Origin of the sequence: Desulfovibrio sp. 7SRBS1 (assembly GCF_049723905.1) — a bacterium.
Lineage (GTDB): Bacteria > Desulfobacterota > Desulfovibrionia > Desulfovibrionales > Desulfovibrionaceae.
Genome location: NZ_JBJKFD010000001.1, coordinates 386,218 through 400,372, shown reverse-complemented (window position 1 = coordinate 400,372; position 14,155 = coordinate 386,218). Strand labels below are relative to the sequence as shown.

General features: G+C 52.7%; 16 protein-coding genes. 10 read left to right on the top strand and 6 right to left on the bottom strand.

Annotation, left to right across the window (positions count from 1 at the left end; genetic code table 11):
* Positions 1-16: 16 nt before the first annotated feature.
* The 4 genes from ACI0FJ_RS01945 to ACI0FJ_RS01930 form a co-directional block, all read right to left on the bottom strand.
* Positions 17-2,284 carry a carboxyl transferase domain-containing protein gene (locus ACI0FJ_RS01945; RefSeq protein ID WP_424298256.1) on the bottom strand — a complete coding sequence of 756 codons (2,268 nt, stop codon included), beginning with the start codon at positions 2,282-2,284 and terminating at the stop codon, positions 17-19.
* A gap of 16 nt (positions 2,285-2,300) precedes the next feature.
* Positions 2,301-3,719 (bottom strand): biotin carboxylase N-terminal domain-containing protein, encoded by a 1,419-nt coding sequence (locus ACI0FJ_RS01940; protein WP_424298254.1) that lies wholly within the window; start codon positions 3,717-3,719, stop codon positions 2,301-2,303.
* A 359-nt stretch (positions 3,720-4,078) separates the two neighbouring features.
* Positions 4,079-4,816 (bottom strand): OmpA/MotB family protein, encoded by a 738-nt coding sequence (locus tag ACI0FJ_RS01935; RefSeq protein ID WP_424298252.1) that lies wholly within the window; start codon positions 4,814-4,816, stop codon positions 4,079-4,081.
* Positions 4,806-5,561, bottom strand: a complete 756-nt coding sequence (locus tag ACI0FJ_RS01930) for a motility protein A (protein WP_424298250.1) — start codon at positions 5,559-5,561, stop codon at positions 4,806-4,808. Before ACI0FJ_RS01930 ends, ACI0FJ_RS01935 begins: the two co-directional genes overlap by 11 nt.
* Before the next feature lie 116 nt (positions 5,562-5,677).
* Here ACI0FJ_RS01930 and ACI0FJ_RS01925 point away from each other — a divergent pair, with 116 nt between their 5' ends.
* From ACI0FJ_RS01925 to ACI0FJ_RS01900, 6 genes are all read left to right on the top strand, one after another.
* Complete coding sequence (locus tag ACI0FJ_RS01925) at positions 5,678-6,496, top strand: purine-nucleoside phosphorylase (protein ID WP_424298248.1); 819 nt, start codon at positions 5,678-5,680, stop codon at positions 6,494-6,496.
* Between the two features lie 129 nt (positions 6,497-6,625).
* On the top strand, positions 6,626-7,306 hold the full coding sequence (locus tag ACI0FJ_RS01920; RefSeq protein WP_424298246.1) for a FlgO family outer membrane protein: 681 nt from the start codon (positions 6,626-6,628) through the stop codon (positions 7,304-7,306).
* Positions 7,307-7,634: 328 nt separating this feature from the next.
* Entirely contained in the window at positions 7,635-7,853 is a 219-nt protein-coding gene (infA, locus tag ACI0FJ_RS01915) for a translation initiation factor IF-1 (RefSeq protein ID WP_424298244.1), read from the top strand.
* Positions 7,854-7,910: 57 nt separating this feature from the next.
* Positions 7,911-8,120: a cold shock domain-containing protein gene (locus ACI0FJ_RS01910; protein WP_424298242.1), complete on the top strand. Its 210-nt coding sequence runs from the start codon at positions 7,911-7,913 to the stop codon at positions 8,118-8,120.
* Between the two features lie 4 nt (positions 8,121-8,124).
* The gene (gene rarD / locus ACI0FJ_RS01905; RefSeq protein ID WP_424298240.1) at positions 8,125-9,081 is read left to right on the top strand and encodes an EamA family transporter RarD; all 957 of its coding nucleotides are present in this window, start codon (positions 8,125-8,127) and stop codon (positions 9,079-9,081) included.
* A 2-nt stretch (positions 9,082-9,083) separates the two neighbouring features.
* Positions 9,084-9,875: a Rossmann-like domain-containing protein gene (locus ACI0FJ_RS01900; RefSeq protein WP_424298238.1), complete on the top strand. Its 792-nt coding sequence runs from the start codon at positions 9,084-9,086 to the stop codon at positions 9,873-9,875.
* Positions 9,876-10,025: 150 nt separating this feature from the next.
* Here the strand turns inward: ACI0FJ_RS01900 and ACI0FJ_RS01895 are convergent, their stop codons facing one another.
* The gene (locus ACI0FJ_RS01895; RefSeq protein ID WP_424298236.1) at positions 10,026-10,493 is read right to left on the bottom strand and encodes a hypothetical protein; all 468 of its coding nucleotides are present in this window, start codon (positions 10,491-10,493) and stop codon (positions 10,026-10,028) included.
* On the bottom strand, positions 10,494-10,742 hold the full coding sequence (locus tag ACI0FJ_RS01890) for a hypothetical protein (RefSeq protein ID WP_424298235.1): 249 nt from the start codon (positions 10,740-10,742) through the stop codon (positions 10,494-10,496).
* Positions 10,743-11,106: 364 nt separating this feature from the next.
* Here ACI0FJ_RS01890 and ACI0FJ_RS01885 point away from each other — a divergent pair, with 364 nt between their 5' ends.
* From ACI0FJ_RS01885 to ACI0FJ_RS01870, 4 genes are all read left to right on the top strand, one after another.
* On the top strand, positions 11,107-11,547 hold the full coding sequence (locus ACI0FJ_RS01885; RefSeq protein WP_424298233.1) for a 3D domain-containing protein: 441 nt from the start codon (positions 11,107-11,109) through the stop codon (positions 11,545-11,547).
* Between the two features lie 110 nt (positions 11,548-11,657).
* A complete protein-coding gene (locus ACI0FJ_RS01880; RefSeq protein WP_424298231.1) occupies positions 11,658-12,227 on the top strand; it encodes an EF-hand domain-containing protein in 570 nt (189 codons plus the stop codon).
* A gap of 176 nt (positions 12,228-12,403) precedes the next feature.
* On the top strand, positions 12,404-12,832 hold the full coding sequence (locus tag ACI0FJ_RS01875; protein WP_424298229.1) for a LexA family protein: 429 nt from the start codon (positions 12,404-12,406) through the stop codon (positions 12,830-12,832).
* Entirely contained in the window at positions 12,829-14,109 is a 1,281-nt protein-coding gene (locus tag ACI0FJ_RS01870) for a Y-family DNA polymerase (protein ID WP_424298227.1), read from the top strand. Before ACI0FJ_RS01875 ends, ACI0FJ_RS01870 begins: the two co-directional genes overlap by 4 nt.
* Positions 14,110-14,155: the final 46 nt, after the last annotated feature.

The following is a 14,155-nucleotide window of genomic DNA, read 5'->3' as shown; positions in this document are numbered from 1 at the left end:
CTCCCAAGACAGCGAATTACCGATAATATAGGTTGCGTCCACCCATGGTCAGCAGAGCCTGATTCAGATTTTTGCGAACTTCGCGCCTATCCCAGATCCCCTGGATATGGCCGTGGGACAAAGCCTTGTCTGCACGATGGTAATCCGGTGGCATGTCGGTTCCCGTGGTTTCTTTGATAACCCCGGGGCCGGCAAAACCGATATTGGCAGACCGCACCGAGAATTGATACGGTGAGCAGCCCAGGAAACTGGCCAATGGGCCAGCGTAGGAGTTTGTATCGTAGAGTACCAGGTAAAGGCCTCCCCGCTCGATGTAGCGACGAACGGCCATTGTACAACGCGGCATCTGGATAACACCGTTGGTTCCTTCCTGGATACGAATGCCTGCCGTGCCATGCACGTATGCGAGCAGCGGATAGTGCTTCTTGTCCGCTCTTTCGACCGCCTGAATGAACTTTTCACCTTCGGCAGCACCTACCGTCCCCCCGCGAAAGGCCCCCACCAACATGGCGACAACAACGTTTTTACCTTCGATGCGCGCTTCAAACGTCGTACAGGCACTTTTCAGACCAGTTTTCTTCTTTGCCTGCTCCAACTTTTGGTCCAGGCCTTCATACTCAAGAGGATTACCGGACTCGATTTCGCGATTGAATTCGAAAATAGATCCCTGGTCGAAGACGTTGTTTACATACCACTGGTATTCCATGGGAAAATGATGCCCACAATAGGCGCAGACCCCGGCGTACTCGCCAAAGAGGTCTGGAGCCCATTGGTCCAAGCATCCATGAGTCGCGGCATTGGGACATGTGACAGTCCTGTCTTCCCGACAGCGGGGGCTGGCATAACTCCAACCATGACCATTAAGAACAATCCCCTCTTCCGGATTGGACAATTCGGTCAGACTTTTTTTGGCCTCGCTATCCACCAGTTCCACGGCAGGAGCAAACCGCTCCTGTATCATTTTAAAGGGAGAGCTGACCTTGTTCTTGACGAACTGTGCTTCCGCCCCAAGTTCTTCAACCATCCGCCGCCATTTTTTATGGTGCTTGCCGAGGAAATCGTAGCGGAAAAAGGAATGGAGAGCCCAGGCCATTTCCTGCCCTTTGGCAGTAACTTTGGCCTTGAACGTCCTTTTATCCAGATAGGCATGCTGGCTGAGCTTGCGAAATTTCTGCCAACGCTTCCAGACCAGATGCTCACGGGCTCCGGCAGACAAAGTCCAGCGCACGAAAATGCTTTCAGCATCCAGATTTTCGGGCGCGTTTTTGCGACGATTCAAAGCCATGGCCCGGAACAGCTTCATGCCCCGGACGTTGAGAACGACCTGGTTGGTGGCATTGATAAGCTCGTTGCGCAGGCTTTTGTAGAATTCGTAATGATCGCAGCGGGCACCAAGTGGCGGTTCCGGAATGATCCGATCCACATACCCCTGCCGGAAACAATCGTCGGCAGTCAGCTTTAGCTTGCGGGCAGTCTCTTCAATCAGTTCCGGGGGAACCCGCTGGCCCTGGCGTGTACGCCCTTCAATAGCAGCGCCGCCCTCGGGAGAAATAACCGAATAGTAACCGTGTGAAAGCATCAGCCGCTTGTCTGCCAGCGCAATGGCCTCTGCACCTCCGGAACCACCTTCAGAAAAGACAGCAACCATCGGCACTCGCAACCCGGCCATCTCATACAGGTTCTTGGCAATCTGCTGGGCAGCACCAGGATAATCCTCAACCGGAAACGCACCAGGCGTAAAAACAAAAGTATGGATGGGAATATTCTCGACTTCGGCCACTTGCATATAATGCTGGGCCTTGGCATTGCCCCAAGGCTTGACTGACCCACCGTTGCGAAATTCCTGCCCATGCCCCTTTTCCTGGCCAATGACCATGACAGGCTGGTTTATAACTTTATTGCCTACCCGCCGGGTAAAGTACGCCCTGGCAATAAGCATGCTGGGATCAATGGAGCATTCATCCTGCCCACCGATCTCAGTGTAGTTGTCGTACACATTTTCCAGGATGTCCTTGAGACAAATCCGCTGAGGATGCCGTACAATGCGCACCCTATCCATGGGCGTAAGTTCGGCTTCGAGCTTTTTCTCGAGAAACGCAAACAAGTCCTCAAGCTGTGTAACCAGACGGACTCTTTCCGTTGCTTCCAAGCTCTTTTCCCGGCCCATAAATTCATCAAGCCGGGACCCAAGCAACTTTATATTCGCATTCTCCTTGGAGCCGAAAATATCCCTGATGTAGGTCAATCGCTCCTGGAGGCGTTCGATTCTTTTTTCAATATCCATTACGTATCCACGCTACCTAGAATTCAAGGAGATGAGCAGTCTGTTCACGCAGGAAGTCAATGTTCGAGCGCAAGGAACCGCCGGACTTGTCACGTCCTTCCAAAACCAAAGAATCAAGGAACTCGACACCCCTTGCCTTGGCCTCCGCCAAATCTTTGCCTTTGATAATAGCCAGAGCAAGGTTGGGATCGTACTCAGTAGGAATATCGTAAGTTCTGCCGTTGGGAACCTGAGTGTACATGGTCAGCCAGGGCTGCTCCTTCCACTCAAAACGCTCCACTGCCCCCGCCCACGGCGAGAACTTTTCGGCAGGATCTTCCGCAATAAGACGGTATTCGATGCTCAATCCATCGAAACTGACGTCTTCCTGGCTGTATCCCAGAGGCTGCCCCAGGGCGGTGCGAATCTGCTCGGCAATCAAATCAATCGGGCCTTCGCCCTTGATGGACGAAATCATGCCGGAAATACCATTTTCAACCTGAATACGGGTGTTGACTTCCATAAGGAAGGGATCACCCTTTGGTGTAACGATCCATTCCCACGTTCCCACACTGTTGTACCGCACCTCGCGGGCCATGCGTAAGGAATATTCGGTGATATCGTTCAGCACCTTGGCTGCATCAAAAGTGTAGCCCCATTCCTTGGGAGCGAACCCAGGGGCTACCTCAACGCGCTTCTGGCGTCCTGTACTCTGAACAGAGCAGTTGCGGGTACCGAAATGGATATGATTGCTGCCCGACGAATCACCCAGGATCTGCACTTCCAGATGGTTGTAATCGAAAATGCGCTGCTCGATGAGAACACCGGAATCCTGGAAAGTACGTTTGGCATAGTTCCGCAACCGTCGAAAGGTGCTGCGGAAAAGATCGAGGCTGTCAATCTCTTCAATTCCCATTCCGCCACCACCCGCCGAAGCCTTGAGAAGGACGACGTGGTGGCCGAATCCTTGTTCGGCCTGAAATGCAAACAGGTTGGAAGCAATCTGTTCGGCTTCGAGTTCGTCGTACACGGGACGGTCGGAACCGGGAACCGTAGGAACTTCCAGCCCGCGGGCCAGTCGCTTGGTGTTTATCTTATCACCAAGTTCGCGGATAACACGCCAGCCCGGTCCAATCCAGACAAGCGGCCTGTTACGTTTGACCACCCGTTTTGCAAACCGAAAATCTTCAGCAAAAAAACCGTATCCGGGGTGAACGGCCGTTGCCCCGGCCTCATCCGCAACAGACAAAATCTCGTTGGCGTCATGGTACGAGCTGACCCGGTACAGGGCTTTGTCGCCGCCCTTTTCCCTGGCCAAGTCGAGATGCCCGGATTGAGCATCCTCCTTCGTGAACAAACATGCGAAGTCCAAACCCAGCTTAATGCAGGCTCTGGCAATTCGCATGGCGATCTCGCCTCGATTGGCGATAAGCACCTTATGCCGTGTCGCACTCACGCGATGTCTCCCATTGGGTCGTTAAGTTGCTCCAAAGCCGAACAGCCACTGCGCAGAAAGCAGACAAAAAGACTGACCGACCAAGGATCAGAGGTTCGAAACCGACAGATAACAGAGGGTAGACGCTCACCCCACTGCCGGACGTACATTACATTATCGCGTCCAATTGTGTTCGTACATTAAGAGAGCATGCTCCAAGTGCCCGAATACGCTGCTCAACGCAAGCGACGGCTGCATGCCCAACACGCGTCCAATACCGGACGCCTAACACCTTGCGGCAAAACTCTACAAAGTGTTTGAAAAGCTGTGGTGTTTTAACCAGAGCCCCATCTTTGTCAAGCCGCAAGTCGGATCAGACCTTACCCGACAATCTTTTCCAAGACAAATTCGACCCGCCGGTTTTTAGCTCTGTTTTCAGGGCTGTTATTTGGAAAAAGCGGATCCAAATCGGCCAGCCCTGTGGCGGTCATTCGATTGGGGGAAATCCCAAGCCCCACCAACAAGCGCAATACATTGACCGCCCTTAAAGCCGAAAGCTCCCAATTATCTTTGTACCGGGCTTTGGCAGAAGGAACGGTGTTGTCGGTGAATCCTTTGATATTGATCATTTGATCAGAATGCTTGATGAAAAAATTTTTCAAGACGGAAATGACCCTCTTCCCTGTAGGTTTGAGGGTAGCACTGCCCGGATCAAAAAGGACGGAGGAGGGAATGCGTAGTGTTATCTTTCCCTTGTCCAGCTTTGCCGTAACAATGCCTTTCAGGCCTTTAGTGGTCTGTAAATATTTGACTTCAGAATAAACTTTCTTTTGTTGCTGCTGAATGTCGCGCCGCAGCTTGACCTGCTCCACAAGGACGCTGGCTTCCTTCGACGTAATTCGCGAAGTAGCGAGCTTCTCTGACTTCCCGGCCAAAGCCTGCTTAATGGCAGAAAACGAATCCGTAAACTCTGTTTGATCCAGAGTGGACATGGAAAAAAGCAAAATAAAAAAGGTCAGCAGCAATGTGACCATATCAGCATATGTCACTAGCCAGTTGCCACTCTCTTGATCCTCTTGCTCTTCTTCGAGGATGAGCCCCTCGTCTTCATCTTTCATACTTGCGTTCCCTGGGAGCTATAAAGGACGAAAGTTTTTCATAAACAAGACGCGGGTTGTTGTTCTCGAGAATGGATTTTGCGCCTTCGAAAATAATCTCCAAATGCAAAATTTCCTGCATGGTTCGGGCATGCAGTTTCCCGGCAATGGGCAGAAAGAGCAATGTCGACATAAGCGAGCCATAAAAAGTGGTCAGCAAGGCCACGGCCATGGCTGGACCGAGGGATTTGGGATCATCCAACTGGGCCAACATTTGCACCAAGCCAATAAGTGTACCGATCATACCAAACGAAGGCGCATATGCGGCCAACCCCCTGAACACATCCTGTCCAACTTTGTGACGGCGTTTCATGGAGGTTATCTCGATTCGGAGCGTATCTCGAATAAGGGCGGGATCAGCATTATCTGCAATAAGCTGGCAGGATTTTTTAAGGGTGGCATTTTCCGTCTGGATATTTTCCAGAGCAAGCAGACCTTCACGACGGCTGATTTCCGCGACTTTAACCATGATATCAACCACTTCGCGAGGACGAACTTTTCTGGACGCAAAAATCTTGATGCCGGCGTAGAACGCCTGTACGACTTCCTCAAAAGGGAAAGCGACGCTTATGGCGGCCAGCGTACCGCCCACGACAATCATAAGACCTGGAATGTTGATAAATGAACTAAGGGCTCCACCAAGAAAAATGGAACCAATGACCATGGTCAGGCCAACCACAAGCCCTAGAAGTGTTGCGATATCCATAATTAGGTTATACCCGCCAGAGTCCTTTGCTTGACAGAAATTGAATACTACGGACAGTATCTAACAACTCGAAAATCGCCCCCCTCTTGGCAAGATATAACAATAACGAGGCCCTAATGCAAAACCTTCATAACGTGAATGCGGCCAGAATATCTATAGAAAAGAAAATCCAAATTCTCCCCGACTGCATAGGAGTCGTCCTTGGAACCGGTCTTGGTTCCTGGGCCGAAAATCTGGGTGGGGTCAGCATTCCATATGCGGAGATAGAAGGATTTCCGGTTTCCACCGTACAAAGCCACAAGGGCGAATTGCGCATTGCAGAAGTAGAAGGACGCCAAGTGGCCGTGATGTCGGGGCGCTTTCACCTGTATGAAGGACACACGCCAGACATTGCAGCATTGGGGATACGCACCCTCGGCGCTTTGGGAGTAGAAAAAACCGTTATCACCAACGCAGCCGGAGCACTCAACGTCCAGTTCGACGCAGGTGGACTGATGTGCATCACAGACCATATCAATTTTACAGGCATGTCTCCTCTTACCGGCGCCAACGTGGATGGCTGGGGAGACCGCTTTCCCGACATGACCGAAGTCTGGAGCAAACGCCTGATAGAGCTTGCCATGCACCAGGCACAAGAACACCAGATGCATCTGGAACGCGGAGTATATGTGCAGGTACTTGGGCCGCAGCTGGAGACTCCGGCAGAAACACGCATGCTCAAACGACTGGGAGCAGATGCGGTTGGCATGTCCACTGTTGTTGAGGCCATTGCAGCCCACCATATGGGCATGGAACTCTTGGGAATCTCCTGCCTGACAAACAAGAACCTGCCGGATTGCATGGCACAGACCAGCCTGGACGATGTCATCAGCCAGGCCCGGCAGAGTGCCGGCGCTCTTGCCACGCTTCTGAACAGCGTAATACCCCAAATGTAAAAAGGTAAGATCGCTCGGCCCAGCATGGACACGCCCCAGCCCGTCAAGTCCATAAAAACCCTAAACTATTTCCTGGGCAGACCGATAAAGCAGATAGGTTCCCAGTCTTTATTTTTACAGGAAAAAGCCATGACGTATCCTCGCCTTATTATTCCGATAGTCCTTCTTGCCATCCTCGCTGGATGCAGCTTGAAGAATAATCAGACCTTCGACACATCTTCGCTAACCACTCTCAGCAGCAAGGTAAATATAACCAGCGAGGAAGGAAAACAGCTGATTGAGCAAAGCTACAGCGCCGCCAACACCTTGGCAAAGGTTCTGAAGGATAACGAAATACCGGGGAACCAAACCATAGCACTGACATCATTTGTGAACGTGGACGATACCGCCCTTACGTCAACCCTCGGGCGCCTGCTCCCGGAACAAATTTCTTCCAGGCTCTCACAGCTCGGCTTCGCAACAGCCGAACTCAAAGAACGCAATCCTGTCATTCATATCCGCAACCGGGACGGCGAGTTCAGTCTCAGCCGTAATCTGCCAACCGTCCTTAAATCCGAAGGGTTCGACAGCATTCTTGCTGGATCGTACGCTGTTGGTTCAGACTCCGTATATGTCAACGTCCGCGTTGTGCGTGTAAGCGATCAACATGTTTTGGCAGGGGCGGATTTCGCCCTCAGCGCAACTCCCGGCATCCAGGGTATGGCCACCCAGCCCGCTCCCCTCAACACACCAATCAAGCCCAGTGTAGACGCAAGCTTTGGCCCGGGAAATAATTCCATGACTTTCCCGACCGAACGGCCGCTATACTGAGCCGACGGCAGCCCCATGCCTATTTTCCACGCGATGTCATGGGGGGAATAAAAAAAATTCTGACGGGATGACCAACACACTCAGGATCTGGTTCACGTTCTGCGGGCAAGCAGCATCGGAATGCGCTCCCACCATACTTTCTCATCCACTTCCAGCCACCCCGTATTGAAGGCATCTCAAAAGCAGGCCGCTCTCAAAGCCGATTCAAGTTATGGCCCGGCTCTATTCTTGCCCTTTCCCTTTTTGGATGCTAGAAAATCTAGTTGTTCTTAAATTCGGCACAATAATATAAATATTTACTCTTTTCCCAAGACATATTGGAGTATGCATGGCCAAAGAAGAAGCAATTGAAGTAGACGGTGTTGTCCAGGAAGCCCTGCCCAATGCCATGTTCCGTGTGGAACTGGAAAACGGACATGAAGTCCTTGCCCATATTTCCGGTAAAATGCGCAAATATTACATTCGTATTCTGCCCGGCGACCGCGTCAAAGTAGAACTCTCTCCTTACGACCTCACTCGCGGCCGCATCACTTACCGCATGAAATAACCCGCCCGGGTCGGCACTGCGCCCGACCCCGGCGGATATCTGTCAGGGAGTCGGTCCATGAAAAGAGGGAGCGTTGTCTGGTTCAACGAACCAAAAGGATTCGGTTTTATCCGCGACGACGAGACCAGCGACGAAATTTACGTCGAATTTCATGCTATCGAGCGCGAAGGCTTCCGAACTTTAAGCCGGGGGGAACGCGTCACGTATACTTTGGCGGACAGCACGGGTGGGCCCAAAGCTGCGCGTGTAGTCCCCGAACAGGCCTAGCTTAATGAAAACATCCGCTACCGGGCAGGGAATGGCTCCTCCCTCTGGTCCGGATAAGACTGCTATGGGAGCCGCCTACGCTGTTACGGCGTTCGTACTTTGGGGACTGCTCCCAGTCTATTGGAAAGCATTGCTGGCAGTCCCTCCCGTGGAAATTTTCTGCCACCGAGTCGTCTGGTCGCTGCTCTTCACTGCTCTGATCATCACCCTGCAAAAACGCTGGGGTGAAATCCGCGCAATAACAGTCTGCCCAAAGATATTGGGAATGCTCCTTATCTCCTGCACTCTTGTCTGCGGAAACTGGCTCCTCTACATTTGGGCGGTCAACACAGGCCATGTGCTGGAGACCAGTCTCGGCTATTATATCAACCCTCTGGTTAATGCCCTGCTGGGCGTAATTTTCCTCAAAGATAGGCTGCCCCGATTGCAGATTGCCGCCATAGGGCTGGCTTTTCTGGGGGTGCTGAACTTACTGTGGGGATACGGGCACATGCCCTGGGTCGCCCTGGGGCTGGCCTTTTCCTTTGCCTTTTACGGACTGGTGCGCAAAGTCGTTCCGGCCGCACCGCTCCCGGGACTGTTTTTCGAAACATTGTACGCAGGCATCCCCAGCATTTTCATCCTCAGCTATTGGCAGTTCAATGGAAGTGCTGCTTTGGGGCATCTTGGAGCCCAAACGGACTTGCTGCTCATTGGGGCCGGGGTGGTCACAACCGCACCGCTTCTGGCCTTTGCCGGGGCCGCAAAAAAAATGAGCCTCACCACCTTGGGCTTTTTTCAATACCTGTCCCCCTCCCTTGCCTTTCTACTGGGGGTCTTTGTCTATCACGAAACCTTCACAAGCACGCACCTTGTTACCTTCCTGCTGATATGGACCGGCATCGCCTTGTATTCAATAGCTAGCCTCAAGGCGCACCGCGCCGTGAGCAAGGCCGCGCATGCGACCACCGCCAGGAGTTGATCATGGAAAAATGCTGCAACAAACACGCCCCGGCTCCCAACCTTCCCGCGGCTTCGGCCAACGAAGGCCCGCTTGTCGATGCCCTTCTGGGCAGCATGTCCAGGCCGGATGAGATCATTACCTCACTTATTCTCAGCCCCAAATTTCTTTCCGTGGGAACGGAGCAGAGCATGGGGTTGTCGGCATCGCTCGGCCACCTGCCGAATGAAGCCGAGCAAAAGCGCCTGGACAAAGTTAAGGGAAGCAGCCTGAAGGAAACCGCCGCCCTGCTCAAGGACGAGAGCCTTTTCCTGCGCTCAATCGGGCTGGCCGCCCTCAATGCGGGGCTGGACCGTCCTGCAAACTACGGCAACGCAGGTGCTGGTGAACTTCTTCGCGAACATGGCGAGGGCAAGCGAGTCGGCATTGTGGGGCACTTTCCCTTTACTCCGGACGTAAGGGAATTTGCAGCAGAAACCATGCTTTTCGAACTGGCCGACATCCCCGGAGCACTGCCCCGTGACCAATGGGAAGATGCCATGGCGCGATGCGACATCATGGCGATTACCGGCACCGCCTTACTGACACGCTATATGGCGTATTATCTGGAGCATACCCGCCACGCCCTGACCATTGTGGTGGGCCCATCAACCCCGCTTTCCCCGGTTCTTTTTGAAAAGGGAGCCGACATTCTCTGCACCAGCAAGGTGATCGATCCGGTAAGCGTTGGCGAGGGCGTGCAGCAAGGGCTTCCTTTCCGGCAGCTGAAAAAGCTGGGAATTGAATATGTCACCTGGGCCGCTTCGGAAAAATAGAAGCAACGCAAGACACGGAAACACTGCAATATCTTTTGATTTCGTGGAATAAAAAAGAGTGTTCTACGTTTTCAGGGAGCTGCAGCCATGGCTGCAAAATATCAGCTTCCGAAAACACGAATTTCGGAGAAAGGAACTAAATCGGGGTTGTCAGCCATTGTCGTTGACAGCCCCGCTTTCATTTGGCGGGGCAACCAGATCCGGCTGTGATGCGGCGACCGCCTCACGGGCAAGCCGTGCGACTTTTCTATCGATAAAGTTGAGGATCATGCAGGAATCAACAATATCCTTGTTGTTCCGGTCCCCATACTTTTTTGCCTGCAGGTAGCTGTTGAGCGTAATGTGCCTGTTGTTGAGCAGCCAGTCACCGGGTTCAACATACTTCTGCCGCTCTTTCTTCTCCACAAGATCCAAATACATCTTGTGTGTATCTTCCACTTCCTTAAGCTTTTCATTCAGCCGTTCCAGCCGCTTGCGTTGCCTGCGCATCTGGAGCTCCGCGGTAACGCGGCGCTTTCGAATGTCGCGAATTTTCCTGTCGTGCCAACGGCCCAGGTACCGATTAAGGTAAACGCTTCCTATAAGCGTGATGCAAATAAGCAAAAGCAGGTACGCCATCTAACTATCCTTATTGTGCATCTGATCGCGCAACGTCGTGGTTTCGTGCTCAAGATCGTGTATTTTTTCGCGTTTTTCTTTAATTTCCTGTTCCATTGTTTCTACATACAACGTCACCTTCGCCTCAACCTCTTCCAAATCCGCCAGACTGTTCCTGATGTCCGTGTCGTACTGCGAGTACTTCGCATACAAAAACATAAAAAGAACCATGGCGAGGACAATATAAAAGGTAAAATAAGTAAGATTCATGACGAGTACTTGGAGTGCCTTGTTTCTGTCCTTATCCGTTCATAGAAAATGCTTTGAGCTTACAAATGCTGCTTTGCATAATTTTATCGAACAGTACCTCGTTTCCGTAACAACCACAACCATCATACATTCATACCTTACTGTAATGCCCTAATATTTCCTACTCCGAAAGGAATCCAGCCCCGACAACGACGAGCGGGGATAAAGGGGATGGGCAGTATCATTTAAGCGATCGATGTTGCACCTCCATGACATCCCGCCAACTTTCCCTCGGTTTGCAATATTCCAGAATATAGGTAAATTCTATGGCAGACTCAGAAAACATTTCCAGAACGAGCCGGACGGAATACATCCTGGGGGGATCATGTTTTCCGAAAGACTGAGAAAAGTTGTCCCTTACGCCATCTTCTGTACTTTTTTGCTGGTGGGGTGCTCCGAGCCCTCGGAAAATCAAACGTCATCCCAAAAATATGAAGTGCAAACCCTCAAAGTAATGTCCACGGGCTACACATCCAGCCCGGAAGAAACAACACCCGAGGGAGGCCCTTTTACTACCGCCTGGGGCGACACCCTGGAGCCGGGAATGAAAGCCATTGCCGTATCACACGATCTCATCCCCATGGGACTTACCCACAAAACCAGGGTAAAAATCCTGGGGCTGAAAGGTGAATACAAGGTGCTGGACAAAATGAACAGACGCTGGACCCAGAAGATAGATATCTATTTCGGGCTGGACAAAGAGGCGGCCAAAGAGTGGGGAAAGCGGCCCGTTACCATTGTATGGCAGACGCCCAAGAAGCAATAAGCCCTCATTGCCACGCCATGGGGATTGACGCCGTAGACTGAGTAACGCATAAATTGCGGATGCTGTGGAATCGTCCCTTCCGACACCAACACCAGAACGCCGAGGACCCCATGAACCGTAGTGCCTTTTTCCTGTGCCTTCTGTGCCTGCTGGCTATTGCCCTCCCTGCACAGGCTTCCGACCAATGCTTCGGCATCGTCAACCAAACAATGGACCCCATCCGCATATTCAGCAAAACCGGCAGCATGACCTACAAAAAAATTGCCAGCCAAACCATCGACTCGTTCTGCTGCCCCTCCTCCGCGCCACTCTGCTTCGATAAAAGCGACGGCACCACAAAGGCCAAGGCAGTACGCGAAGATCCCAACGGGCTGGACGAATGGTCGGGGCTGACCTGCCGCAAAATTCGCATCAAGCCGGGGCAAAGCATTGCCGTATCTTTGGGTGCGGACGGAAAGCACATCGACTGCCGCTTTGTGGACGCCGCCACGTTCGTCCCTTCCTTTGAAAAGGTGGATACAAACCACGACGGCAAAATCGACCGAAACGAAGCCCGGGCCATTAATGTAAATTTGGACGACTTCAAAGTAAGCGACAAGGACAATCCATATTACATGGACAAGGACGAATATCAGAGCACGTTTTCCAAAATAAATATTTTCAAGGGAGTACGGTTCTAACCGTCACTCGCAGCCTTGCAGTTCCAAAGCCGACGCCGCCCCTGACGTCGGCTTTTTTTATTCCTTCCCCTGAAAAGCGCGCATGCCCCTGTTTACCGCCGCTTCCACAAGTTTCCACTTCCCTTTTGCAGCCCGCCCTGCTTGCAAAACTTTGTTCATTTAGATAAACAAAGTTTATGAAAGTAAACAGCATTTTTACCCCCAGCAGCAGCCCGGAAAGCCCCCTGCCGCTGTTTCTCTGCCCCGTGCCTGCCGGCTTTCCCAGCCCGGCGGATGACTATATTGAAAAGAATCTGGATTTGAACACCTACCTTGTCCGCAACCGGGCCGCGACGTTTTTTATCCGGGTCAGCGGAGAATCCATGTTGGACGCGGGTATTCAGGACGGGGACATACTGGTTGTGGACCGATCCGCAGGCGCGGCAACAGGTTGTATTGTTGTGGCAGTGCTGGACGGCGAACTGACCGTAAAATACCTGCGAAAAAAGAACGGGCGGGTAACGCTTGTTCCGGCAAACGACAGATACCCGGAGATGGAGATATTCCCGGAGCAGGATTTCTATGTGTGGGGAACGGTTGTCGGCGTGGTGAGAAGCTACAGATGAGTTCAAACGCCTTCTATGCCCTGGTCGACTGCAACTGCTTTTATGTTTCGTGCGAGCGGGTATTCCGCCCGGACCTGCAACGCAAGCCGGTTGTCGTTCTTTCCAACAACGACGGCTGCGTCATCGCCTGCTCTGCCGAGGCAAAGGCCCTGGGGGTAAAAAGGGGCAGCCCGGAATTCAAGGCACGGCCCCTGCTGCAACGCCACAATATCCAGGTATTCTCCTCCAATTATACCCTCTACGGCGACCTGTCCGCACGGGTGATGCATACCCTGGAAAACTTTACGCCGGAAATCGAGATATATTCCATTGATGAGTGTTTTCTGGTGTTTCGGAACAAAGGACGGGAGGAGTTGCTCTCTCTGGGGCGCAAAATCCGCAACACTGTCTGGCAGTGGACCGGCATTCCTGTTTCCGTGGGCTTTGCGCGCACCAAAACCCTTGCCAAGGTCGCCAACAGAACAGCCAAAAAATACCCCCAAAGCCGTGGCGTGTGCGCCCTTGTGGACAAGAAACAGATAGAATTCTGCCTGGCGCAATTTCCAGTGGAAGAGATTTGGGGAATCGGACGCCGGAACGCCAAAAAGCTGCAGGACCGGGGCATACGAACGGCCAAGGCATTGCGGGACATGCCGGATGTGGCCGTGCGCGCCCTGCTGCACATTCCCGGCCTGCACACCGTGCTGGAACTCCGGCAGCAGCCGTGCATTACTCTGGACGATGCCCCGCCCCCGGCAAAAAGCATTCTCTCGTCCCGCTCGTTTGGGACTCCAATCTACGACCTCGCCTCCCTGAGCGAATCCCTGGCCACACATGCGCAGATAGCAGGCAAAAAACTGCGGCGGCGCGGACTGCTGGCCGCAACAATTCAGGTATTCCTACGTACCAGCAAATACAGGCCCGGCCCGCAATACGACAATACCGCAGGCGTGGAACTCGCCCTTGCCACAGACGACACGCCCGAACTGGCAGGCAGGGGAATGGAAATTCTGGAGCAGACTTACAGGGAAGGATATGCGTATCAAAAAATGGGGATTATCCTTTTGGGGCTTGTCCCAAAAGCCGGGCGGCAACTTTCGCTTTTTTCCCCTTTGGAAGACCACCGAAAATACCGCAATGCCCTGATGCGTGCCCTCGATGCGTCGAGGGGCAGCCATGGCAAAGGAGCACTGCAACTCGCCGCCGCAGGCGTGGGCAAACGGACGTGGCACATGCGGCAAAACGCCCTTTCGCCCCACTACACCACCCGCTGGGAAGAGTTGCCCACGGCGCGGTAATAGGAAGGGATGATCGGCAGTAGGCCCCTTGCCCTGTCGTCTCAAA

Excerpts from the sequence above, each read along its gene's own strand:
- ACI0FJ_RS01945 (WP_424298256.1), bottom strand. The coding sequence starts at position 2,284 with ATGGATATTGAAAAAAGAATCGAACGCCTCCAGGAGCGATTGACCTAC.
- ACI0FJ_RS01870 (WP_424298227.1), top strand. The coding sequence starts at position 12,829 with ATGAGTTCAAACGCCTTCTATGCCCTGGTCGACTGCAACTGCTTTTAT.
- ACI0FJ_RS01885 (WP_424298233.1), top strand. The coding sequence starts at position 11,107 with ATGTTTTCCGAAAGACTGAGAAAAGTTGTCCCTTACGCCATCTTCTGT.
- ACI0FJ_RS01910 (WP_424298242.1), top strand. The coding sequence starts at position 7,911 with ATGAAAAGAGGGAGCGTTGTCTGGTTCAACGAACCAAAAGGATTCGGT.
- ACI0FJ_RS01935 (WP_424298252.1), bottom strand. The coding sequence starts at position 4,816 with ATGAAAGATGAAGACGAGGGGCTCATCCTCGAAGAAGAGCAAGAGGAT.
- infA (WP_424298244.1), top strand. The coding sequence starts at position 7,635 with ATGGCCAAAGAAGAAGCAATTGAAGTAGACGGTGTTGTCCAGGAAGCC.
- ACI0FJ_RS01895 (WP_424298236.1), bottom strand. The coding sequence starts at position 10,493 with ATGGCGTACCTGCTTTTGCTTATTTGCATCACGCTTATAGGAAGCGTT.
- ACI0FJ_RS01900 (WP_424298238.1), top strand. The coding sequence starts at position 9,084 with ATGGAAAAATGCTGCAACAAACACGCCCCGGCTCCCAACCTTCCCGCG.
- ACI0FJ_RS01920 (WP_424298246.1), top strand. The coding sequence starts at position 6,626 with ATGACGTATCCTCGCCTTATTATTCCGATAGTCCTTCTTGCCATCCTC.
- rarD (WP_424298240.1), top strand. The coding sequence starts at position 8,125 with ATGAAAACATCCGCTACCGGGCAGGGAATGGCTCCTCCCTCTGGTCCG.
- ACI0FJ_RS01925 (WP_424298248.1), top strand. The coding sequence starts at position 5,678 with ATGCAAAACCTTCATAACGTGAATGCGGCCAGAATATCTATAGAAAAG.
- ACI0FJ_RS01930 (WP_424298250.1), bottom strand. The coding sequence starts at position 5,561 with ATGGATATCGCAACACTTCTAGGGCTTGTGGTTGGCCTGACCATGGTC.
- ACI0FJ_RS01880 (WP_424298231.1), top strand. The coding sequence starts at position 11,658 with ATGAACCGTAGTGCCTTTTTCCTGTGCCTTCTGTGCCTGCTGGCTATT.
- ACI0FJ_RS01875 (WP_424298229.1), top strand. The coding sequence starts at position 12,404 with ATGAAAGTAAACAGCATTTTTACCCCCAGCAGCAGCCCGGAAAGCCCC.
- ACI0FJ_RS01890 (WP_424298235.1), bottom strand. The coding sequence starts at position 10,742 with ATGAATCTTACTTATTTTACCTTTTATATTGTCCTCGCCATGGTTCTT.